This is a genomic window from Ruegeria sp. HKCCD6647-2, assembly GCF_057221075.1.
Genome location: NZ_JBWVBD010000001.1, coordinates 179,545 through 202,723 on the forward strand (window position 1 = coordinate 179,545; position 23,179 = coordinate 202,723).

Genomic DNA, 23,179 nt, shown 5'->3' on the forward strand with positions numbered 1-23,179 from the left:
ACTGCAATTCATGCAACGTTTTGGCCGATGTCTGGCAGTGTCGGAGCTGCTTCGATCAGCTTTTGGGTGTAGGGATGTCGTGGGTTTGAAAAGACCTTCTCAGTTTCACCCTGTTCGACGATCTTGCCCGCCTGCATCACCATAACGCGATCGGTGACCGTGCGCACCACACTCAGATCGTGACTGATGAACAGGTAGGTCAGGTCATATGCGTCACACAGTTCCGCAAGCAGGTCCAGGATTTGCGCGCGTACCGATACATCGAGGGCCGAGACTGCCTCGTCGAACAGGATCAGTTCCGGCCGAATGATAAGCGCCCGGGCGATGGCGATACGCTGACGTTGCCCGCCCGAGAATTCATGGATGTATTTACCCGCATCGTCCGGGCTGAGGCCGACGGCCGTCAGCATCTCGGCAATCCGTTCCTGGCGCTCCGTGGCTGCGGGCGCGGTTTCGAGCAAGTGAAACGGTTCGGTTATCAGGCGCGCAACGCGATGGCGCGGGTTGAAACTGCCAAACGGGTCCTGAAACACCACCTGCATTTTCCGACGTACGGACATGTTGGGTTTGTGACCAGAGTACACAGGCTGCCCATCCAAATAAATTCGGCCACCTTGCACGTCATCCAACCCCAATATCGCCCGTGTTAGGGTCGATTTTCCACAGCCAGACTCTCCTACCAACCCAAGTCTCTCACCCCGATTGAGCGTGAAGCTAACCCGATCCACGGCGCGATGATGGTCTGGTTGAACAAACAGGCGTTTGCGCGGCAAGCGGTAGTCGCGGATCACATCAGCCACTTCAAGCAGCGGGCGTGGATCCCTTGCTTCCGGCAACGTGACCTGATGGCCGGACGCCTCGAACAACATGCGGGTATAGGGGTGTTGCATGTGCCGCAGCAGGTGGTCGGTTGTACCGGATTCCACGACCTCTCCATGGCGCATTACAACGATCTGATCCGCCATGTCGGCCACAACAGCCAAATCGTGAGTGATCATCAGCAGACCCATCCCATATTCCCGCACCAACCCTTTCAGAAGGTCCAGAATCTGCGCTTGCGTCGTCACATCCAAAGCCGTTGTCGGCTCATCCGCTATCAGCAGCCGAGGGCGCAAGGCGATTGCCATAGCGATCACAACCCGTTGCCGTTGCCCACCGGACAACTCATGTGGATAGCGGGAGAGGGGAAACCTGTCGGGCGGCAGGCCGACGCGCGTTAGAACCTCTTGCGCGCGCTGCCGCGCCTCGGACCTTGGCATGGCCTTGTGAATCAGAATGGTTTCCATCACCTGATCGCCGATTGCCTTGACCGGGTTCAGGGCGGTCATCGGTTCCTGAAAGACCATCCCGATGGATGCGCCGCGCAAGGCGCACATCTCAGGTTCGGTACAGTCCAGCAAGTCATGCCCGCCCAACAAAATCGATCCGGCGGCCTCGGCCCCGTTCGGCAGCAGTTGCATGACCGCCAGGGCCGTCATTGATTTCCCCGAACCGCTTTCCCCGGTCACCGCCGCAATCTGGCCCGGTTCTATCGCAAGGCTGAGGTTTTTGAGGATTGGCGTGCCGTGAATGGCCAGCGAGAGGTTATCGATCTGCAGCAAACTCATGTGCGGGCCACCCTGATGCGTGGATCCAGCCAGTCGCGCAGGCCATCGCCAAGCAGGTTCAACCCAAGAACGGTCACGATGATGGCAAGCCCGGGAATCAGAGCCAAATGTGGGGCAAATCCGACCATTGTCTGCGCATCGGCCAACATGCGGCCCCAGCTTGGCGTGGGCGGTTGCGCGCCCAGACCGACGTAGGACAACCCCGCCTCGGCCAGAATCCCAAGGGAAAACTGAATGGTCCCCTGAACGATCAACAGGTTGGCGACATTGGGCAGGATGTGCTCGGCCGAGATGCGCGCCGCGCCCTTGCCGGCGACCCGCGCGGCGAGGATATATTCCCGCTCCCACAAAGACAGGGCAGCACCGCGGGTGATGCGGGCAAAAACCGGGATGTTGAAAATCCCGATGGCAATGATGGCGTTGATTGCGCCGGCGCCGAATACGGCAGTGATCAGGATGGCAATGACCAGAGAGGGGAAGGCGAAGACCAGATCGTTCCCACGCATGATCACCTCATCCAGCCACGACCCTTTGCGCGCCGCCGCTGTCAGGCCCAACGGAACGCCCAGGACCATGCCGATCCCCACAGCCACCAGAGCCACTGCAATCGAGGTCCGCGCACCGACCATGATCATCGACAGCATATCGCGCCCGAAATGATCCGTTCCAAGCCAGTTCTGCAGGTTGGGGGGGTGCAGCTTGGCCGGAATGTCCAGTGAAGTGTGGTCGTAGGGTGTCCAGACAAGCGACACGAGAGCCGCCAGCAACACCAGCGAAGACAAGTACATGCCGAGGATCAGGTTACGGCTCATGTCCTGCTCCTCAACCGCGGGTCGACGGCTGCGTAAGCCAAATCGACGAAGAAATTTACCGTGATGACGGCAAAGACCAGCAGCATGACAACAGATTCCACCACGATCAGGTCGCGCGCCGAGATCGCCTGAAACACCAACCGACCAAGGCCGGGCAGATAGAACACCTGTTCAATGATGATCGACCCTGCCAGGAGGAAGGAAAACTGCAAGCCGATGATGGTCAGGACCGGAATCAGCGCATTGCGAACGCCATGCCGCCAAAGCGCTTGCCGCCGGGACAATCCCTTGGCACGGGCCGTGCGCATGAAATCCTCGCCCAAAATATCCAGCAGGGCCGAACGCATCACACGGGCCAGGATCGCCGCCTGCGGCAAGGCAAGCGCGATGGCGGGCAGGGTCAGGGAATGCAGCCCTGTCCAGAACCCATTGTCCCAACCGGCGAACCCTCCGGCGTTGAACCAGCCGAGTTTGATGGCAAAGACCAGCACCAGCATCATGGCAAACCAGAAATTCGGCACTGCTATGCCCAGCTGCGTCGCCCCCATCACCGCAGTGTCGCCAGTTCTTCCTCGCCGTGCGGCCGCGTAGATCCCGGCCGGAAAGGCAATCAGGGTTGAAAGGGTCAACGCATATAGCGCCAGCGGAAGTGACACCCACAGCCGATCGGCGATCATTTGGGAAACCGGGGTCCGGTAGGTGTATGAGGTTCCAAAATCCCCCACCAACATCCCACCGACCCAATTGAAATAACGCTGTGCCTTGGACACATCCAACCCAAGCTCAGAACGCAAAGCAGCCAGCGTATCGGGCTGGGCGTTTACACCCAGCATAAAAGATGCCGGATCACCCGGAGCAATCTCAATCACCGTGAAAATGACAACCGAGGCCACGACCAGGCTGACCACCAGTGAAATCAGACGTTTGAGCGCATAGCGAAGCATCCCCGCCACGTTAGGGTCGCTTGCGATACGGGTCCAGCATCTAAGTCACCAACAGATAGGCAAAAACCGCGTAGGCGACGATGGCCGCATATCCCAGCGGGTAAATCCACTTGATCGCATAATTGTCCAGCAGTCTGGCCGCACCTTCGCGACCCGATACCTTCAATCTGCGCAAAGCGACATTGAATACGATCAGCGCACCGGTCATCAGGAACATGCACTGCAGAACAAAATCCAGAAATGTCAGATAGCCCAGTTTCGGAAGATCAGCGGAAATTGCCCAGTTGAAAGCCACGAACACAAGCAGGTTCCCACCAGCGATTTCAATCCGTCGGCGGTATTCGTCGAGGAAAAACAGCGCCCAGCCGACCGAGATCAGCACCAGCATCGGCAGAAAAACCCGAATCACATAGTAGGTCAGGTGCCGTTTGCCCTCGAACACCAGCGCGACCTGATCGCTTTCACGGCCTGACAACCCAATGACCTGTGATGTCTCCATTCGGGCATTCCCCAGAATCCACTCTTCCTCGCCCAGCAGGTCGCCAAGGCCAGAGAATTCGTCCAACGGGTAATAGGACACGTAGTCGGACGGGAAAATCGAGACGACCTCAAAGTGAAATTCCTGCGTGTCGAACGGGTATTTCCGGAAATCGAAATGCGGCGCCTGCAAGGTCAGCGACGATTTCTCGACGTATACAACACGCCCGTCATATCGCAGAGAAGCCGCGGATTCGTGGATCCATTTGTTTGACTGCTGGTTGTGAATGACAAATGCGGGCAGTATCGCACCGATTTCAGCGGCATGATCTGCTAGCGCCGGTGGGTTGAAGACCCGGATCTCTCGTCCCAACGCGTCCGCGTCAAAGGCCAGCGCGGGGTCCGTCCATTCAACGCGCAACTGCACAACTGCACCATAGTTCTCGGCCTTTTGGTCAACGCTGGTGATCTGGTCGATCTTGATACCCACACCAACGTCCAATGGGTTCTCGGGCGTGCCGGCAAGCGCGTCCAACCGGCTGTCGAGGACGTTCTGCCCCTTTGCCTGCCTGACCGGTGCAAATGTCAGGCAAAGAGCAAAAACAATCAGACAAAGAACGCGAAACATAGTCATAATCTGGTACGCACGGGAACAGACATTACCGGGGCCGCCCGTTACAGCCCCGGTGATTTGTTATTCGGACCAATTGATGGCGGTCAGATCGATCGCTGCCGTCGGGGCATTTTCCCAAAGACCCTGCACACCCGCCTTGGCAACTCCCAGCTTGGCGAGCTGGAACAGGTATCCGTTGACGTAATCAGTCGAGATCAGCCGTTGCGCTTCACCCAGCAACCTTTTGCGCTCATCCGGGTCGGTTGTGGAATTCAGCGTGTCCATCAGAGCCTGAAAATCGGTGCTGTCGTACTGAAAGTAATAGTCGGGCCGCGCATAGATACCGATATCCATCGGCTCGGTATGGCTGACGATGGTCAGACCAAAATCCTTGCCCTTGAACACCGACTCCAGCCATTGTGCCCATTCGACATTGATGATCTCGGCCTTGATACCAACATCCGCCAGCTGCGCCGCGATGATCTCTCCACCCCGCCGCGCATATGAAGGTGGCGGCAGGTGAAGTGTGGTTTCGAAACCTTCGGCAAACCCCGCTTCGGCCAGCAGCGCGCGGGCTTTCTCGGGGTCATAGGCAGACTGGCCAGTCAGGTCGACATAGGCCGGGTGATGGGGCGCGAAATGCGTTCCGATCGGCGTGCCATATCCGAACATGGCGCCATCAATGATGGCCTGCCGATCGATTGCATGCGCCAGCGCCTGACGCACAAGGATGTCGTCGAACGGGGCGTTCTTGTTGTTGGTGGACAGGATCGTCTCACCTTCGGTGGAACCAACGAGAACCTGAAACCGCGGATCAGCCTCGAACTGGGGCAGGTTTTCCGGCGCAGGGAAATTGTCGAAGACATCGATATCCTCTGCCATCATTGCAGCAAAGGCGGCGGTGGGGTCAGATATGAACTTGAAGGTCGCAGTCTCTAATGCGGGCTGATCGCCCCAGTAGTTCGGATTGCGGTTCAGGGTAATGCTGTCGCCCTGAACCCAGTCGCCAAAGGTAAAGGCACCGGTGCCAACAGGGTTGGTCTTGATATTTTCGATGCTCTCGGGCGCGACGATTACCGCGTCGCCCCACGCCATGTTGAACAGGAAATTGCCGTTGGGCTCGGACAGGGTAACTTTGACCGTCAGCGGATCAACCACCTCGACGCTTTCTATCCCGGCAAACAGCGCTTTCTGGGCGTTGGCGCTGTCTTCGGCACGGGCGCGATCAAGGCTGAACTTGACGTCTTCGGCGTCCATCTCAGTACCATCATGAAAGGTGACACCATCGCGCAGGTTGAATGTATAGACCGTGCCATCGTCGGAAATTTCCCAGCTTTCGGCCAGTCCCGGAACAACCGAACCATCGCCCATGAAACGTGTCAGGCCCTCGAATACATTGGTGTAAACCACCGAATCGATAGCTTGAGCCGCAGCACTTGTCGGGTCCAGATGCGGCGGCTCAAGCTGCATCGCAATCGTGATGTCGGATTTGGCCAAAGCCTGCGTTGCGAACAGACTTGCACCCAGCGCCAGTGCGGATGCAAAGGACCGAAACACCTGCATTGTCATGAAAATCTCTCCCCTGTTGAAAACGTGCGCCCGCTGTTTTGCGGGCTTTTCTTCTACCAATGTCCCTTTAAACCTTGGGTCATTCAAGGAAATGTTCGCGCAACCGGGGTTTCTCTGGCCCATTGCAATCTGCTATGCCGCACTGCAACATGGACCCCGCAGGAGCGAGTATGAGCGCCACCGCCCGCAAAAAAGCCCCGAATGCCGAGGATATTCGCGCCCGAAAAGGCAGTGATCCCCTGGTCAGCCTGACCGCCTACACAACACCGATGGCCCGGCTGATGGATGCCCATTGCGATTTCGTACTGGTCGGAGACAGCGTTGGCATGGTGTTGCATGGTATGTCGTCGACTCTGGGCGTGACCATGGAAATGATGATCATGCACGGGCAAGCCGTGGCACGCGGGCTGGACAAGGCGATGATGGTTATCGACATGCCCTTTGCCAGCTATGAACACGACGCGTCCGATGCCTTCCGAAACGCGGCCCGGCTGATGTCGGAAACCGGCGCGGGCGCTGTGAAGCTGGAAGGCGGGGTCGAGATGGCCGAGACGATCCGCTTTCTGGTCAAGCGTGGTATCCCGGTGATGGCGCATATCGGCCTGACGCCGCAATCGATCAATACGCTGGGTGGCTACAAGGTTCAGGGTCGCGACGAACAGGCCGAGGCGGTACTGGCCGACGCCCGCGCCGTGGCCGAGGCCGGCGCGTTCTCCGTTGTGTTGGAGAAGGTTCCCCAAGGTCTGGCTGACCGGATTACCGCCGAGGTCGCGATCCCGACCATCGGGATCGGCGCTTCGGCCGGGTGCGACGGGCAAATCCTGGTTGTCGACGACATGCTGGGCTTTTTCACCGCCTTCAAACCAAAATTCGTCAAACGTTACGCTGATCTGGGTCCGTTGGCCGAAGCTGCCATCGCAGAATACGCCGCTGAAGTCCGTGCACGCACCTTCCCGGCGGACGAGCATGTCTTTGCGGATCAGGCCCCGGACCAAGGGCGCAAGGCATGACCCCTCCGATCCTGCGCCGCCTGGCCGACCTGCGCGCGCTGACCTCGCAATGGCAGCGCAAGGATGAAGTAATCGGTGTGGTTCCGACCATGGGCGCGTTGCATCAGGGCCATCTGTCACTTGTCGAAGCCGCCAAAGCAGGCTGCGACCGGGTGATCGTCACGATCTTTGTGAACCCCAAGCAGTTCAACAACCCCGAGGATCTGGCCAAATACCCCCGGACCGAACAGGACGACGCGGAAAAGTTGTCGCCTTACGGCGTGGACGTGATCTATGTCCCGGACCCGGAAGAGATCTATCCGGAAGGTTTCTCGACGACCGTAAACGTCTCGGGTCTGACCGATGTGATGGAAGGGCCATTCCGCCCTGGACATTTCGACGGCGTGGCGACCGTTGTGGCGAAACTGTTCCTGCAAACCCAGGCAAACAGAGCCTATTTCGGGGAAAAAGATTATCAACAGTTGCTGATCGTCCGACGCATGGCCCGCGACCTGGATATTCCCATCGAGGTTATCGGCTGCCCGACCGTGCGCGAACCTTCCGGGTTGGCCATGTCCTCCCGAAATCTGCTGCTGTCGCGTGAAGGGCTGGACATCGCGGCGAACATGAACGCGATTATGCGGGGGATTGCCTCCCGGCTGGCGGCAGGCGAAGTCTTTGCGACGCTGGCGCAAGAGGCCGAGGCTGGTTTGATCACAGCCGGATTTACCGAAATCGAGTATGTCGACCTGCGGTGCGCCGAAACGTTGGAGGCGCTTTCGGAAGCCTCTCGCCCGGCGCGTCTGTTCGTCACCGCCTGGGCGGATGGGGTCCGTCTGATCGACAATATTCCGGTTTCACCCGCCTGAAATCCGCTCTGGCCCGTGCATCACTGTTTGCGCTAAAGTCCCGCAAAATGAAACGGGGGAGAAGCGCAGGCATGACCTACATTCTGGCAATCGATCAGGGCACAACGTCCTCACGCGCAATACTGTTTGACGCGCAAATGCAACATGTCGGGACGGCTCAACGAGAGTTTCCCCAGCACTTCCCGCAGGAAGGTTGGGTCGAACACGATGTTGAGGACATATGGGACAGCGTTCTGACCGTCTGCCGCGAAGTGATGGAGACGACCGGAGTCACGGCCCAACAGATCGCGGGCATCGGCATCACCAACCAGCGTGAAACCACGGTTGTCTGGGAAAAGGCGACCGGAAAGGCCATCCACAACGCGATTGTTTGGCAGGATCGCCGCACCGCCGAGATTTGCGAACGCTTTCGGAAAGCCGGATGCGAGGATGACGTGACCGCTCAAACCGGCCTTCTGTTAGATCCCTATTTTTCGGGAACCAAGGTCAAATGGCTGCTGGATTCCATCCCTGGCGCCCGTGATCGCGCCGCTGCCGGTGAGCTGCTGTTCGGCACCATCGATGCATTCCTGATCTGGCGCCTGACCGAAGGGCGCGTCCATGCCACCGACGCCACCAACGCAGCCCGGACGCTGCTGTTCGACATCCACAAGGGCGAATGGAGTGCCGAAATTTGCGAATTGCTCGACATTCCCAAGGTGATGCTGCCCGACGTGCGCGACTGTGCATCAGATTTCGGGCAGACCGGTTTGCTGGGCGGGTCCATACCGATTCTGGGCGTCGCCGGCGACCAACAGGCGGCCACCATCGGGCAGGCCTGTTTCCAGCCGGGAATGATGAAATCAACCTATGGCACCGGATGTTTCGCATTGCTGAATACGGGCGACCAGCCCGTTCTGTCCAAAAACCGCCTTTTGAACACGATCGCCTATCAACTGGACGGTCAGCGGACTTACGCGTTGGAAGGGTCGATCTTCATCGCGGGCGCCGCCGTGCAATGGCTGCGCGACGCGTTGCAGATCATCGACTCGGCTCCGCAAAGCGGTGATCTGGCTGTCAACGCCGACCCGAAGCAGCATGTGGTGCTGGTGCCAGCGTTCACCGGTCTTGGCGCACCGTATTGGAAACCCGATTGCCGCGGCGCAATGTTCGGATTGACCCGAAACTCCGGGCGCTCCGAAATCGCCCGCGCCACGCTTGAGAGCATCGCATTCCAGACCCGCGACCTGTGGCATGCCATGCAGGGCGACTGGGGTTCCGAAGCCGACGTCATCCTGCGCGTCGATGGCGGGATGAGCGCATCCGACTGGACCATGCAGGGTTTGTCGAACTGTCTGGGCGCGCCTGTAGACCGCCCGGTGATGCAGGAAACCACCGCCCTTGGTGCCGCATGGCTGGCGGGAATGAAGGCCGAAGTTTACCCGGACCAGACCGGGTTTGCCGAAACCTGGGAACTGGATCGAAGGTTCGAGCCCGGTCAAAGCGATGAGGAACGCGACGCGGCCTATGCTCGCTGGCAGCGCGCAGTTCAGGCGACCATGGCATTCTAGCCGGTTCAGCTTGATTTGAATCGAAAAGAACCAGACCGCCTTAACTGTGATCTTTCAGAAGACGTTGCTTTTGCCGTGACCAGTCGCGCTTGGCCTGGGTTTCGCGTTTGTCATGGGTTTTCTTACCCTTGGCGATTCCGATCTTCACCTTGGCCAGGCCCTTGTGGTTGAAATACAAAACCAACGGCACAAGGGTCATGCCCTTGCGCTGGGTCGCGTTCCACAGATTCGACAATTCCTTGCGCGAGACCAGAAGTTTGCGCCGCCGCCGCTCTTCGTGCCTGAACACCTTGGCCTGCTCGTATGGCGCGATATAGCTGTTCACCAGCCACAGCTCTCCGTCATCAACGGTGGCATAGCTTTCGGCGATGTTCGATCCGCCTGCACGCAACGATTTGACCTCGGAGCCTTCCAGCACGATGCCGCACTCGAGGTCTTCCTCGATTGCGTAATCGAAGCGGGCGCGCCGGTTCTCGGCAATTACCTTGTAGTTCGGATCTGTCTTTTGCTTGGCCATGACGCGGAGATTTAGGCGGCTTGCAGTCCCCTTGCAAGGCAGGGTTTGATCCCGCGCTTCAAGTTTTGGCGGAAATGATCAGGTCCGGGCCGAAAATCGTGTCGGCGTGATTGTGCAAATAGATCTTGAGCCACGGCGTGAACCGATCCGGGTGACGCTGAACCTCGGCCAGCAAATCGTGATAATCGACCCAACGGATAGCCATGACTTCGTCAGGGTTGGGTTCTATCTCCAGAGGGCCGCGTGCGTGGGCCAGAAATACATCGACCACCTCGTTCTCGACCATGCCGTTGCCGACATCGGCGTGGTATTCCAGACGATGCCGATATTCGGGATACAGACCCTTGATGCCCAGTTCTTCCTGCAGGCGTCGCACGGCGCAGGCCGAGGCGCTTTCGTTCCAGTCGGGATGGGTGCAGCACGTGTTCGCCCACAGCCCCGGCGTGTGATATTTGCCCAGCGCCCGGCGCTGCATCAGGATTTCAGTGCCCCGCACGACAAACACCGACACCGCTTTGTGCTTGAGCCCTTTTTCATGCGCTTCAAGCTTGTCGACGGGGGCCAGTTCGCCCTCGACCCAGGCCGGGATCGTTATTCCCATTTGTCCTCTCCTGTTGCCGGTCGGGCAGTTCGCGCGGATGTTCCGCTGATTACCGGTTTTCCCCCAAAGTGGCGCTGATCGATCCCCTGATCAAGCGCACGAAAGGCCGCAGGGGCTGCGGCCTTTTGCACATCTTTATCTTGTCAGGTGAACGGTGTTATTCGCCCGAAACACTCACGATATAGGCGTAAACATCTTCGGCACCCGACTTCAGCTTGAAGGTCATTTTTGACTTCGCAGCCGTGTCGTCCAGATAGGTTTTCAGGAATGTCTTGGGGTCCTGAGCGTATTCCACGAATGTGGCTTCATCCCAAACCAGACCGTTTTCACCGGCGGCCACGATGCTGTCGCCGTATTTGAACCCTTCTACCGTGCCTGCGGTGCGTCCGGCGATGCCATACAGGTTGGGACCCGTCTTACCGCCTTTGACGATGACTTCACCTGCCGGGTCAGCGATCAGGTGGCAGGATTTGCATTTGTTGAAGGCTTTTTTGCCAGCCTCGGCATCGCCTTCGGCAAAGGCGGGAACGGCCAAAAGGCCGACGAGTGCTGTAGCGAGGATGCGGTTCATAGCTTTTTGCTCCGATACGAATTGGCTGCACCGAATGGACCGTCGGTGCGAAAAAGAGTCAACGCGCAGATTGCCGCGCGAGGGCATTGTGCCACTGCGGCATATAGGTCCTCCTTAACCAAAGTCATGTAAATCGGACCAACAGGGCAAAAGATCACCTTGCGCGGGTCTTGCCAGATAGATCGCGCGCGCAATGGCCCGGCACAGGCACAGGGCCGCCGCGTGACCGATCATTCCGATGTCACTGGCCTTGACCGGGCGCGCGCCTGTGCTGACCGCGAAGACCAGATCGCCATCACCTGGCGTGTGGGCAGGCACGATCGCCCGGGCGATGCCGTCGTGGGCCGCAACGGCAAACCTGTGGCATTGGGGTTTCGCCAGGATCGCATCCGTTGCGACAATGGCTATGGTGGTGTTGGTCTTGTCGGGTTCCGCGGGATGCATCACCTGCGCCTTGCGGCTAACCAGAGCCCGGCCCAGACCAGATGAAGTGTCGGGCCCCAACCCGCCGAACTCATCCCCGAATTCGAAAGGGGCAGCCCAGAAATGCCGGTCACCGGGTGTTGTGACGCTGCCCAGCGGGTTGGCCGCCACCAAGGCGCCGACCGTGACGCCATTTTCCAACACCGCAGAGGCCGAACCCAACCCGCCCTTGTGCATCGCCGCAAGCGCACCGGTGCCAGCGCCGACTGAGCCGAGGTCAAAATGTTCGGACGCAGAAACGAAAGCTGCCCTGCCCAACGCGCGATAGGGATTTTCTGACCAGCTCTTGTCGCCACCATTGAGCAAATCGAACAGGATTGCACCGGGGACGATAGGCACGATTGCCGAACCGACCTGAAAGCCGCGGCCGTCGGCAAGCAGTGCGTCCGACACGCCAGAGGCGGCATCCAGCCCAAAGGCCGAACCGCCGGACAGGGTGATCGCATCGACCCGTTCAACCGATTTGTCCGGAGCCAGCAAATCGGTTTCCCGAGTTCCCGGTGCACCGCCCATCACATGTACAGACGCGGTGAAAGGCTCATCCGCTGTCAGCACAGTTGTTCCGGACTTCAAAACATCGTCCTGCGCGTTGCCGACCTTCAGGCCAGGGACATCGGTGATCAGATTTCTTGGGCCGGGGGTCATGGCGTCTCTAACTTTAGCGTTTTCCATCAGATACAGCGTCCACCATCGACCTCAAGCGCCGCGCCCGTGATCATGCTGGCCTCGTCCGAGCAAAGAAAACAGGCGGCGTTGGCCATGTCTTCCGGCGTGGAAAATCGGCCCAATGGAATGGTGGAAAGGAACTTGGCGCGGATTTCGGGCGTGTCTTCCCCCATAAAGGATTTGAGCAACGGGGTTTCACCCGCCACCGGGCAGATGGCGTTCACGCGGACGCCGGACGGAGCCAGTTCCACGGCCATGGTTTTGGTCGCGGTAATCATCCAGCCCTTGGAGGCGTTGTACCAGTTCAGGTTCGGACGCGGCGACAGACCCGCCGTCGAGGCCACATTCAGGATGGCCCCGGCCCTACGATCTTTCATATGCGGAACAAAAGCCCGCGCGGTCAGGTAGACGGATTTCATGTTCACGTTGAAGACGCGGTCAAAGTCCTCTTCGGTGACCTCTTCCAGCGGCATTGGCAGGTGCGTCACACCGGCATTGTTTACAAGAACATCCAGATGCCCGAACCGATCCAATACGATATCCGCCATGGCCTGCACCGAGGCCGCGTCTGCCACGTCAACCATCTGGGCAATCGCATTGGGCCCGTGTTGCTTTGCCTGAACCTCGGCTGCGTCACCATTGATATCGGCGATCATAACCCGCGCCCCTTCGGACAGGAACTTCTGCACGATCCCGGCGCCAAATCCAGACGCACCGCCGGTCACGATTGCGGTTTTTCCCTCTAACCTCATGATCTTGCTCTCCCTTGCGGGATCAGACTAGCAAGGCGCGACGAAACTACCAGATCAATCTTCCGACACCTTGCCGCGCAACGCCTTCACATCTGATCGCGCTTTTTTCGCCGCCAGCCGCCGCTTGATCGAACCATATGTGGGCTTCGTCGCGATCCGTCGCTTGGGTTTGACCAATGCGCGGGCGATCAACTCTGCCAGACGGGTGCGCGCGATTTCGCGGTTTCGGGCTTGTGAACGGGTCTCTTCGCACTGGATGATGATAGCCCCGTCCTTGGTCCAGCGTCGCCCGGCCAGTCGTTTCAGCCGCGCCTTGACCGGGTCCGGCAAGGAGGGCGAGCGCGCAACCTCGAACCTCAGCTCAACAGCTGTCGAGACCTTGTTCACGTTCTGCCCGCCGGGACCGGACGAACGCACGAAGCTCTCGGTCATTTCCCAGTCTTGTAGAACGATATCGTCAGTGATGCGCAACATGGGTCAGACCTTACAAGGCGCTGGTGGAAACAGAAAGGGCCGCCCCGGTGGGACGGCCCTTCGAAAGTTCAGGAGGTGGGGTCGGTTAGATCAATCGACCAGCCGGAGCGCGCGCTCCGCCAAGGGCTGCCCTAGCAGGCGATCCCCCCGGTTGTTCCGACACCTCTCTCCAATCTCTTTCTCGACACTGGATCACCTCCTTTTCTATCTGTTGCGGTTGAGATTGAGCGTGGCACAAGTTGTGCCAAACTCAAAGCGTTTTTTACGCAGGCTGAGCGGTCAGTCGCGCAACGATCACCTTGAACGGAATCAGCGCAATCAGTGCCAGCGACAGTTTTACCAGCCAGTCTGCAAAGGCCAGTGTCACCCACAGCGGCGCGATCGGGCCCGACAGCATGAAGGGTACAGGTTCCCACGCCCAGTTGATTGCAGCGTCGGCATTGGCGCCGAAGAAGGTCACCGAAGCCGAGAACGCGATGGTGAAGAACAGAGCAGTGTCCAGCGCCGACCCGACCAGAGTCGACACAAGCGGCGCGCGCCACCAGCGACCTTCGCGCAGGGAGTTGAACACGGTGACGTCGGTCAGTTGGGCGATCAGGAAGGCGGTACCAGAGGCGACTGCTACACGCAGCGGCACGGCAGCATAGGTGAAGCCATCGCCCTGCAGCATGATTTGCGTACCGATCAGCGAACAGATGATACCGGTGACAAATCCGGCAAACACGACCTTGCGGGCAGGACCCACGCCGTAGACGCGGTTCATGATGTCGGTGACCAGAAAGGCCAGCGGATAGGTGAATGCACCCCAGGTCAGTAGCCCATCGAAGATCAGGAACTGGACCAGGATGTTGGAGGCCACAACAATGGCGGCCATGGCAATGATGCCGGGAATAAAGCTGCGTTGCATGTTTTGATGCCCGTTTTGACAAGGTAGCGGCGACTTGGCCAAGGGACCGTCCCAAGGCAAGCCGCGCTTCTAGACCTTTGCCTGGGCCCTGTCAATCGGGCAGCAGATACTCGACCAGTTCGGTGCGTTGCAGGGCAAGGAAATTGTCATCAGACACCATTGTCGCACGAAGGCGCCCCTGAGTATCACGCCAGACCGACAACCCTTCGAGGTTGTCATGCGCCCCGGTGGCGGTTTCAAACAGTATCTCTTCGGCCCTGGGGGCATCGCCTTCGATCCGCCAACGCCGCAGGCGTGAGCGGAAGCCGGTCAGCGACACGGCGCGCTCAAGAACATAGAGGCGGCCATCGGGGCCAAAATCTGCCGCCACCGGCTGAAACTTGCCATACGGGGACAAAACAAAGGGCGTCGACCACGTGCGGCCATTCCAGCGGTAGACCGGAATATCACCTTCAACCGTGCGATTTTTCTCGGTCAGGGTGAAAAGACGCCCCTGTTCATCAAGGGCAAGGGCTTCAAATGACCCATTGGACTCCAGGCTTTCAAAGGCATCGGGACGCGGCAACACCCGCGCGTTAGTGCCCGGCGCCGAGTAGTGAGCCACGCGATGAATACCCTCGAAGGAGACATAGAGGCTGCCGTCAGGTGCGATGGCGATGCCCTCTGAATCGCCAACCTGACCCCGCATGGTGCGTCCCCTGCTGGACAAAAGGGGCCACCGACCCACAATTTCAACGCTCTCGATCCGATCTCCGTCACGCTCGACCCGGGCCTTCACCAACAACGAGCGATCGCCGAGAGCGATCAAATGCCGCCCGTTTTCCGAGATGTGGACGGCAGAAAACCCGCCGAACCAATCGGCGTTGTGTTGCCATGCATAGCTGCCGAGATGGGTGGCGGTCTTGACCTCGACCGCCCAGGCTGATCCGGCCAGCAACAGCGTGGCGATCAGTTGGACTGCAAAACCGCTGTGCATTGCTGGGGCAAATCAGCCAGAACATATTCGCGGCGTTTCTTGGGCGGCGGCGCGTTCGGATCAGGCGGCGGCGGGTTCAGAATGTTGCGCACCCACTGCTGAGCCTCGGCGCAGCCGTCACCTTTGGGCGGAGGGTCTTGATTGACACAGCCGCGCGAACCTTTTGGGCATTTCAGGCGAACGTGGAAGTGATAGTGATGCCCCCACCACGGCCTGATCTTGCGCAGATAGGCCCGGTTGCCTTTTTCGTCGTTACACATCTGAACCTTGGCACCCGGAAACACGAATATTCGCGCCACCCGCTTATCCTTGGCCGCTTCTCGCAGAACCGCGTGATGCTGTTTGGTCCAGTTGCCGTTTACATAGGCGCCATTTGACCGGCGCAGAGAGATAGACGAGATATTCTCGCGCGCCTTGCGGCTCAGCCGCATATTGTCACCCGGCAGCATCCAGATATCGATGTCCAGACCCAGTTGGTGACTACGGTGCCCGGATGTCATCGGACCACCGCGTGGCTGGCTGATATCGCCGATATAGAGACCATTCCAACCCGGTTGCTTGGCTGCAAACCGGCTCAGGTCCCGTACGTAGTCAATTGCCTCGGGGTGGCCCCAGTTGCGGTTGCGCGACAGGCGCATCGCCTGCCACGTTGGCCCGGTTTCGGGCAGTTGCACCGACCCGGCAGCGCATCCGCGCGAATAACTGCCGAAGGCGGCCGGTTTTTGTTGTGAACTGACCTTCTGAGCTCCGAACAATTGCTTTGCCAAAGGCTGCGCCCCTGCGGTGTTCGCAAGCGTCAGTGTTGCCAGTATTGCGAAAAAACGTAATAAAATCATCTGCTCTGATCCCCTTCCGGCTTCACCCAGCGCATCAGGAATAGGCCCAGAATAAACAACAGAATGATCGGTGACACCCCCAGCCGCGCATTGCCGGTGACGGTTGTGGCAATCCCGATCAGCAGCGGCGCAGCGAAGGCGGTGGCGCGGCCGGACAACCCATAAAGGCCGAAACTCTCAACCGGGGTTTTCGGGTCGGTGTGGCGCACCATCATCGATCGGCTGGCCGATTGCAGGATGCCGCCCATGCCGCCGATCAGCACACCACATCCAAAGAACACCAGATCTGGCAGGTTCGAACCTTCGGGCAGCGTGATGCCGTATATCTGCGTTCTGTCCATCGACACGACAGTGGCGCAGACAAAGATCAGCACCCAGATTGATGTCAGAATGACCGGTTTAGGGCCGTATTTCTTGTCCATCTTACCACCGACCCACGCGAAGATTGCCGAGGCCAGAACGCTGACGATCCCGAATATGCCGATCTTGATCAGATCCCATTCCAGCACCAGCCGGGCATAGACACCGCCAAAACTGTAAAGCCCGTTCAGCGCATCGCGGTAGAACATGGACGATCCCAGATATGCCGCCAGGCTGCCCCGGTGACGCAGGGCGGCAATGGACTTGCCCAAAAGCCGCAACGCCTCGCCTACGCTGCCTTTTTTGTCTGTCTGGGGATCATCCCGCACCCACAGGAAGTAGGGCACCATGAACAAAACGAACCATCCGGCGGTGAAAGGCCCGACAAAGCGCGTGCCCTGCTGCCGGGATGCATCCAGTCCGAACAACGGATCCATCCCGATCAAAGTCTTGCCGTTCGATTGCTCGACAAACAGCGCCAGCATGATCGCCAGCGAGATCAGCCCGCCGAAATAGCCAAACGCAAACCCCGATCCCGAGATCTCACCCACTTCGTTGTCGTCGCCCAGATCGGGCAATTGAGAGTTGATAAAGATCAGCGCGTATTCCGCACCTACAAAACCCAGCCCGAACGCCGACAACATCAGCCACATGTTCGAACCATCGGGCATCGTGTACCACAACGCGGCAGAGCCCACCGCGTACATCACTGAAAAGGCAAAAATCCACGGGATGCGCCGGCCCGAGACATCGGCCAAGGCCCCCAGAAGCGGCGCGCCAAAGGCGATGATCAGCCCGGTGATGGTCAGGCAGTTGGCCCAGACCGTCTGCGCCCGCGCCGCAGCGGCCTGCGCGTCGAGGCCGGTATCCGTGAAAAAACCGGCTGCAACACCCGCGAAATACGGACCGAAGACAAAGGTCACCAGTAGCGTGTGATAGGGCTGACTGGCCCAGTCGAAAAACCACCAGCCCCAAATGCGCTTGCGCCTGGAAATCTCTGCCATCTCTGCCCCTTATGCTCTTTGTCTTCATAAGACGGACCTTTCAGCCAATTCGCAAGCGTTCTATTCGGGCGGTCTTGCTCTTTGCCGCCGGGGCGCTTAGGTCTCAACGGATATGAAAACGGAGTGCCCATGCTGTCGCTGATCCAAATCCTGCTGCTGATCCTGGACATTGTCTGGTTCATCATCCTCGTCCACGTGATCATGAGCTGGCTGATCAATTTTCAGGTATTGAACCTGCACCAACAACTGGTGGCGCAGATCTGGTACGGCCTGAACCGTATTCTGGAGCCGATCTATGCCCCGATCCGGCGCATTCTTCCCAATATGGGCGGGCTTGACCTGACCCCGCTGGTGGTGTTGGTCGGGGTCTATGCGCTGCGGATCATCTTGATCAACAATGCGGTCTATTTCGTCTGACCTCTTGTTCACCGAATCTTAGTATGTGATTGTCCTGTCTTAAGAGCAGATAAACCTTAAAACAGGGCCACCCCGCACATGTTCGACGCCGCACCGATGCTGCGAGATGTCTTTGGGTTCGACGCCTTCCGACCCGGGCAGGAAGAGATTGTCGATGCCGTGACCGCAGGCGAAAACGTGCTGGCCATCATGCCAACCGGCGGCGGTAAATCCCTGTGTTTCCAATTGCCTGCACTGATGCGCGACGGGCTGACGGTGGTGATCTCCCCGCTGATCGCCCTGATGCGCGATCAGGTGCGCGGGCTGCAGGAGGCAGGTGTCGAGGCCGGGGCCCTGACATCCGGCAACACACCCGAAGAAACCGATGCGGTGTGGCAGGCGCTGGAGGCCGGGCGGCTGAAGTTACTCTACATGGCGCCGGAACGTCTGGCGGCCGGATCGGCGATGGGAATGCTCCGCCGGATCAATGTCAGCCTGATCGCCGTGGACGAGGCCCATTGCGTCAGCCAGTGGGGACATGATTTCCGCCCCGATTACCTGCGGATCGGAGAATTGCGGCGGGCGCTGAAGGTACCGCTGGCCGCTTTCACCGCCACAGCCGACGCGGAAACGCAGGATGAGATTGTCGAGAAACTGTTCGACGGCAGCGTCCCCCGCAAATTCCTGCGCGGGTTTGACCGGCCCAATATCCACCTGGCGTTCGCCGCCAAGGACGGGCCACGCAAGCAGATCCTTGGTTTTGCAGACGCCCGGAAGGGTCAATCCGGCATCGTTTATTGCGGCACCCGCAACAAGACCGAGGTGTTGGCGCAGGCGCTGCGCGCCGAGGGTCATACCGCCTGCCACTATCACGGCGGGATGGAGGCCGAGGACCGTCGCGTCGTCGAGACCCGTTTCGCGCGCGAGGATGGGCTGATCGTCGTCGCTACCGTGGCCTTCGGCATGGGGATAGACAAACCGGATATCCGCTGGGTCGCCCATGCGGACCTGCCCAAATCGATCGAAGCCTATTATCAGGAGATCGGACGCGCCGGGCGAGATGGGGGCCCGGCGGAAACCCTGACCCTGTTCGGCCCCGACGATATTCGCCTGCGCCGCTCGCAGATCGACGAAGGCTTGGCCCCGAGCGAACGCCGCATGGCCGATCACGCGCGCCTGAACGCTTTGCTGGGTCTGGCCGAGGCGCTGGAATGCCGCCGCCAAACACTGCTGGGTTATTTCGGAGAACAGGCCGCGCCGTGCGGCAAATGCGATCTCTGCGACAGCCCGCCCGAGGTGTTCGATGGCACCACGCCGGTTCGTATGGCCCTGTCCGCCATCCTGCGCACCGAGGAGTGGTTCGGTGCCGGGCATCTGATCGACATCCTGTTGGGCAATGAAACCGACAAGGTCCGTGCGCGGCGTCACGATAACCTCTCTACCTGGGGCATCGGCAAAGAGTGGTCGCGCCCGCAGTGGCAGGCGATCTTCCGGCAGATGATGGGCCACGATCTGGTGCGCCCAGACCCCGAACGCCACGGCGCCCTGCGCATGACCGAGGCCGCAAAACCGATCCTGAAGGGAGAGGCTCAGATCAATCTGCGCAAGGACACGATCCGCAAGGCGAACAGGCGGCCCGCGGTCAAGATGATGGTGTCCGAAGAAGATGCACCGCTGCTGTCCGCGCTCAAGGCCAAGCGCCGCGCATTGGCTGAGGCCGCGCGCGTCCCGGCCTATGTCATTTTCCCCGACCGGACCCTGATCGAGATGGCCGAAACGCGCCCGACAACACTGGACGACATGGCCCGGATCAGCGGCGTGGGCGCGAAAAAACTGGAGCGTTATGGGGCAATGTTCCTTGAAGTCCTGACCGGTGCGGTCGAGGAACTGCACCCGGCGCGGCGTAAACTGGCCGGGCGCGATCAGGGCGATATCTACGACCGGTTGCTTGAAGTTCAAACAAGGTTGTCACGTGGACCGGAAGGGATCGACAAGCCGCTGACCTGCTCTGCCTCGCAACTGGCCAAAGTGGCGCAGCTGCGGCCCGACGACCCGCGCGGCATGGAGCAGGTTTTGGGCGACCGCCGTCACGAAAGGTTTGGCGCCGCATTTCTGGACGTGCTGCGCCGGGCGGGCTAGATACGCTCGGGACAGGCAAGGATAAGGGGCGGATATGCTGGTAGTGATTTCCCCGGCCAAGCGGCTGGACTGGGCAGAGCGGCGCGTCGAAGTTACGCAGCCCGACTTTCAGGATGACGCGATCCGGCTGTCAAAAACCGCCCGCAACCTGACGCTGGGCAATCTGAAAAAGTTGATGGATCTCAGCGATGATCTGGCACGCTTGAATCGTGACCGCTATCGCGCCTTTTCCGATGCACCTTGCGCGGATGTGACCCGACCGGCCGCGCTGGCCTTTGCCGGGGACACTTATCAGGGGCTTGAAGCAGCCTCTCTTGACGTCGATGAAATGGCCTGGGCGCAAGACCACCTGCGCATTCTGTCCGGGCTGTACGGCGTGTTGCGCCCGCTGGATGCCATTCAGGCTTACCGGCTTGAGATGGGCAGCAGGCTGAAGACCCGGCGCGGCAGGAACCTGTACGAGTATTGGCGTGATCAACTGAGCAAAGCTCTGAACAAACAGGCAGACGAGATCGGGACTCAGGTTCTGGTCAACTGCGCCAGCCAGGAATACTTCGGGGCTGTCGACCTGAATGCCCTGAAGCTTCGCGTTATCACTCCGGTTTTCATGGAAGACAAAGGTGGCACCCCAAAGATCGTCAGTTTCTTTGCCAAGAAGGCGCGCGGCGCGATGGCGCGATATGTCGTTCAGCATCGGCTGACCGATCCTGCCGGACTCAAGGATTTTGACACCGGCGGTTATGAGTACCGCACCGAGCTGTCTTCGGAAGACAAACCCGTTTTCGTGCGACCCTATCAGGCCTGATCGCAATCCGGCTTGGGGGCGGGCGGCTGCGCCTCAGACGGGCAGTGGTCCATGATTGTTTGCAGGATCAGGTTTTTGTGCAGGGGTTTGGTCAGGTAGTGGTCCAGCCCTGCCGCCAGAATACCCTGATCGTCCCCCGCCATGGCATGTGCAGTCAGGGCGATGATGGGCACCCGGCGCGGCGTTCCGATTTCGCGCCGCCTGATCTCGGCAGTTGCTTCTTTACCGTCCATTTTTGGCATTGAGATATCCATGAAGATCAGGTCGGGGTCGAATTCGGCATAAGCTTCGACCGCCTCAATCCCGTTGGCCACGAATTGCAGATCGATGTACAGATTCTTGGTCATCTTTTTCAGGATCAGTTGATTGGTCCGGTTGTCCTCGGCGGCCAAGACCCGCATCAGTCTCTGACCTTGGGGTTTTTGCGCAGAACCCACTATGTCTTCGTCGGGCTTCGTATGGTCCTTCGGAGCGAAAACAGGCGCGCCAAGGGCCATCAGCCGGGAATACAACTCGGCCCTCGGGATGGGTTTCTGCAGCACCCCTTCGATCAGGCGATGGGCAGGGTCGGCATGAATTACGCCCGGATTAGCGGACATCACGACGATCGGCAGATCGCCCCAGCCCCGCTCGCGCAGAGTGGTGGCCAGTTCCAGACCATCCATATCCGGCAGGTCCTGATCGCAGAGAACCAGGTCAACCGATCCGTCAACCGCCTTCAGCGCCTCGCCGCCGGTATTGCAGACGGTGACGCGAGACCCCAACCGCCCCAATTGCTTGGTCAGGATCGCGCAATTCACGGCCAGATCTTCGACGACCAGCACATGCTGCAAACGCCCGTCCAGGTCGGGCGGGGCGGGTTGCGGTCCCTCGGCGGTGGGCAGCGAGATACGGAAACCAAAACATGAGCCCCTGCCCACTTCGCTTTCGACCCAGACCTTGCCGCCCATCATCGTGATCAGACGATTGGTGATGGGCAGCCCCAACCCCGTCCCTTCAAACTGGCGGTTCCTCTCATCCTCGACCTGATTGAATTCGCCGAAAATATGCCCCATCTTCTCGGGTTCGATGCCGATACCGGAATCCTCGATCGCCACGTGAATGTCGCAGCGCTGCGCCTCTGTATCCGGCACCCCGGTGACACGGATCAGTACATGCCCGTTGGTGGTGAATTTGACTGCGTTGCCCACAAGGTTGGTCATGATCTGGCGTATGCGACCGGGATCGCCAACGAACAGTGTGGGCAGGAACAGGTCATAATCCACCAGCAGGGTCAGGCCCTTGTCGCGCACGCTGGGTTGCAGCAGCATCGCCACCTCGAGGATGCAACGTTCCAGATCGAACCGTTCGGGGTGCAGGGTCAGCTTGTCGGCCTCGATCTTCGAATAATCCAGCACGTCATTGATGATGACCAGCAGCGCCTCGCCCGAGTTGCGGATGGTGTTGACATAAAGCCGCTGCTCCTCGTCCAAGGGCGTTTCGGTCAGCAACTCCGTCATACCGACGATCCCGTTCATCGGAGTGCGAATCTCATGGCTCATATTGGCCAGAAAAGCGGATTTCGCCCGGTTGGCGGCCTCGGCCCGTTCGCGTGCCGCATGCAGTTCAGCTTCATGCCGGACCGATGCAGTGATGTTCAGCGCCAAGCTTACTACATCCCCGCCGTATCCGCGTTGATCGATCAACCGGATGTACTGGCCGTTCCACAGCTGGATCACGACCGGTTCGGGGTTGGCACCGGACCAGCGTGCAAGCATGCGTTCGCGCCATTCTGCAACCGGCTCGGCCCCGATATCGACGATGCCCTCATCCGTCAGCACTTCAAGAATGCGGCGATAGTCGATTCCGGGGGCCACTTCGTCCAACCCTTCGAACACACTCAGATACGCCGTGTTGGCACTGATCAACTGGCTATTTCCGTCAAAAAAGGCAAAGCCGTCCTGAATGGTCTGGATCGAATGCCACAGCCGCCGCTCGGCCAGTTCGATTTTGGCATTTGCGACGGTCAGGTCGGATTTGACCTTTTCATTCTCGTCGCGGACTGTTTCGACCTCGGCCTGAGTTTCGCCAATCTGGCGGGTCAGCGCGATGGCGTGGCGGCCCAGTTTGCGGTTCGCGGCTGACAGTTCCGCCTGTTTGAGGTGTAACAACCGCTCGGCCGCCAGACGCGCGCGCCTTTCCTGGGCCAGTTTTTCTGCAAGACTCATCGTTGAACCTTCCGGGACAGTTTGCGTACAGCATCCCGGCAGACGATGAAAAAGT

22 protein-coding genes are annotated in these 23,179 nt (G+C 59.5%); 6 read left to right on the plus strand and 16 right to left on the minus strand.

Annotation, left to right across the window (positions count from 1 at the left end):
- Positions 1 to 8: 8 nt before the first annotated feature.
- The 5 genes from AC2TDJ_RS00850 to AC2TDJ_RS00870 all read right to left on the minus strand — a co-directional run bounded on the left by AC2TDJ_RS00850 (position 9) and on the right by AC2TDJ_RS00870 (position 6,022).
- On the minus strand, positions 9 to 1,607 hold the full coding sequence (locus AC2TDJ_RS00850; RefSeq protein ID WP_480838306.1) for an ABC transporter ATP-binding protein: 1,599 nt from the start codon (positions 1,605 to 1,607) through the stop codon (positions 9 to 11).
- Positions 1,604 to 2,419, minus strand: a complete 816-nt coding sequence (locus tag AC2TDJ_RS00855) for an ABC transporter permease (RefSeq protein WP_480838308.1) — start codon at positions 2,417 to 2,419, stop codon at positions 1,604 to 1,606. Before AC2TDJ_RS00855 ends, AC2TDJ_RS00850 begins: the two co-directional genes overlap by 4 nt.
- Entirely contained in the window at positions 2,416 to 3,363 is a 948-nt protein-coding gene (locus tag AC2TDJ_RS00860; protein ID WP_480838310.1) for an ABC transporter permease, read from the minus strand. The genes AC2TDJ_RS00855 and AC2TDJ_RS00860 overlap by 4 nt, the downstream gene beginning before the upstream one ends.
- A gap of 40 nt (positions 3,364 to 3,403) precedes the next feature.
- Positions 3,404 to 4,468, minus strand: a complete 1,065-nt coding sequence (locus AC2TDJ_RS00865; RefSeq protein ID WP_480838312.1) for a ligand-gated ion channel — start codon at positions 4,466 to 4,468, stop codon at positions 3,404 to 3,406.
- A 66-nt stretch (positions 4,469 to 4,534) separates the two neighbouring features.
- Positions 4,535 to 6,022 (minus strand): ABC transporter substrate-binding protein, encoded by a 1,488-nt coding sequence (locus AC2TDJ_RS00870; protein ID WP_480838314.1) that lies wholly within the window; start codon positions 6,020 to 6,022, stop codon positions 4,535 to 4,537.
- Between the two features lie 170 nt (positions 6,023 to 6,192).
- Here AC2TDJ_RS00870 and panB point away from each other — a divergent pair, with 170 nt between their 5' ends.
- The 3 genes from panB (at position 6,193) to glpK (ending at position 9,430) form a co-directional block, all read left to right on the plus strand.
- Complete coding sequence (panB, locus tag AC2TDJ_RS00875; protein WP_480838316.1) at positions 6,193 to 7,032, plus strand: 3-methyl-2-oxobutanoate hydroxymethyltransferase; 840 nt, start codon at positions 6,193 to 6,195, stop codon at positions 7,030 to 7,032.
- Positions 7,029 to 7,880 carry a pantoate--beta-alanine ligase gene (gene panC, locus AC2TDJ_RS00880; RefSeq protein ID WP_480838318.1) on the plus strand — a complete coding sequence of 284 codons (852 nt, stop codon included), beginning with the start codon at positions 7,029 to 7,031 and terminating at the stop codon, positions 7,878 to 7,880. Before panB ends, panC begins: the two co-directional genes overlap by 4 nt.
- A gap of 71 nt (positions 7,881 to 7,951) precedes the next feature.
- Positions 7,952 to 9,430 (plus strand): glycerol kinase GlpK, encoded by a 1,479-nt coding sequence (glpK, locus tag AC2TDJ_RS00885; RefSeq protein ID WP_480838320.1) that lies wholly within the window; start codon positions 7,952 to 7,954, stop codon positions 9,428 to 9,430.
- A gap of 40 nt (positions 9,431 to 9,470) precedes the next feature.
- Here the strand turns inward: glpK and smpB are convergent, their stop codons facing one another.
- The 10 genes from smpB to AC2TDJ_RS00935 form a co-directional block, all read right to left on the minus strand.
- Positions 9,471 to 9,947 (minus strand): SsrA-binding protein SmpB, encoded by a 477-nt coding sequence (smpB, locus tag AC2TDJ_RS00890; protein ID WP_480838322.1) that lies wholly within the window; start codon positions 9,945 to 9,947, stop codon positions 9,471 to 9,473.
- 58 nt (positions 9,948 to 10,005) lie between these two features.
- The gene (gene idi / locus AC2TDJ_RS00895) at positions 10,006 to 10,548 is read right to left on the minus strand and encodes an isopentenyl-diphosphate Delta-isomerase (RefSeq protein ID WP_480838324.1); all 543 of its coding nucleotides are present in this window, start codon (positions 10,546 to 10,548) and stop codon (positions 10,006 to 10,008) included.
- Positions 10,549 to 10,705: 157 nt separating this feature from the next.
- Positions 10,706 to 11,119 carry a c-type cytochrome gene (locus tag AC2TDJ_RS00900; protein WP_480838326.1) on the minus strand — a complete coding sequence of 138 codons (414 nt, stop codon included), beginning with the start codon at positions 11,117 to 11,119 and terminating at the stop codon, positions 10,706 to 10,708.
- 114 nt (positions 11,120 to 11,233) lie between these two features.
- Positions 11,234 to 12,247 (minus strand): P1 family peptidase, encoded by a 1,014-nt coding sequence (locus tag AC2TDJ_RS00905; RefSeq protein ID WP_480840176.1) that lies wholly within the window; start codon positions 12,245 to 12,247, stop codon positions 11,234 to 11,236.
- Between the two features lie 26 nt (positions 12,248 to 12,273).
- On the minus strand, positions 12,274 to 13,020 hold the full coding sequence (locus AC2TDJ_RS00910; protein ID WP_480838328.1) for an SDR family oxidoreductase: 747 nt from the start codon (positions 13,018 to 13,020) through the stop codon (positions 12,274 to 12,276).
- Positions 13,021 to 13,074: 54 nt separating this feature from the next.
- A complete protein-coding gene (gene arfB / locus AC2TDJ_RS00915) occupies positions 13,075 to 13,494 on the minus strand; it encodes an alternative ribosome rescue aminoacyl-tRNA hydrolase ArfB (RefSeq protein WP_480838330.1) in 420 nt (139 codons plus the stop codon).
- Between the two features lie 262 nt (positions 13,495 to 13,756).
- The gene (locus AC2TDJ_RS00920) at positions 13,757 to 14,401 is read right to left on the minus strand and encodes a queuosine precursor transporter (RefSeq protein ID WP_480838332.1); all 645 of its coding nucleotides are present in this window, start codon (positions 14,399 to 14,401) and stop codon (positions 13,757 to 13,759) included.
- Between the two features lie 91 nt (positions 14,402 to 14,492).
- Entirely contained in the window at positions 14,493 to 15,377 is an 885-nt protein-coding gene (locus AC2TDJ_RS00925; protein WP_480838334.1) for an esterase-like activity of phytase family protein, read from the minus strand.
- Complete coding sequence (gene mepA / locus AC2TDJ_RS00930; RefSeq protein ID WP_480838336.1) at positions 15,350 to 16,213, minus strand: penicillin-insensitive murein endopeptidase; 864 nt, start codon at positions 16,211 to 16,213, stop codon at positions 15,350 to 15,352. The genes AC2TDJ_RS00925 and mepA overlap by 28 nt, the downstream gene beginning before the upstream one ends.
- On the minus strand, positions 16,210 to 17,577 hold the full coding sequence (locus AC2TDJ_RS00935; RefSeq protein ID WP_480838338.1) for an MFS transporter: 1,368 nt from the start codon (positions 17,575 to 17,577) through the stop codon (positions 16,210 to 16,212). The genes mepA and AC2TDJ_RS00935 overlap by 4 nt, the downstream gene beginning before the upstream one ends.
- Before the next feature lie 129 nt (positions 17,578 to 17,706).
- Here AC2TDJ_RS00935 and AC2TDJ_RS00940 point away from each other — a divergent pair, with 129 nt between their 5' ends.
- From AC2TDJ_RS00940 to yaaA, 3 genes are all read left to right on the plus strand, one after another.
- Positions 17,707 to 17,994, plus strand: coding sequence for a YggT family protein (locus AC2TDJ_RS00940; RefSeq protein ID WP_480838340.1), 288 nt, complete (start codon positions 17,707 to 17,709; stop codon positions 17,992 to 17,994).
- Between the two features lie 78 nt (positions 17,995 to 18,072).
- A complete protein-coding gene (gene recQ, locus AC2TDJ_RS00945) occupies positions 18,073 to 20,112 on the plus strand; it encodes a DNA helicase RecQ (protein WP_480838342.1) in 2,040 nt (679 codons plus the stop codon).
- Between the two features lie 34 nt (positions 20,113 to 20,146).
- Positions 20,147 to 20,917: a peroxide stress protein YaaA gene (yaaA, locus tag AC2TDJ_RS00950; RefSeq protein ID WP_480838344.1), complete on the plus strand. Its 771-nt coding sequence runs from the start codon at positions 20,147 to 20,149 to the stop codon at positions 20,915 to 20,917.
- Here yaaA and AC2TDJ_RS00955 read toward each other — a convergent pair.
- Positions 20,908 to 23,124 (minus strand): response regulator, encoded by a 2,217-nt coding sequence (locus AC2TDJ_RS00955; RefSeq protein WP_480838346.1) that lies wholly within the window; start codon positions 23,122 to 23,124, stop codon positions 20,908 to 20,910. The two genes, yaaA and AC2TDJ_RS00955, sit on opposite strands and share 10 nt — an antisense overlap.
- Between the last annotated feature and the right edge of the window lie 55 nt (positions 23,125 to 23,179).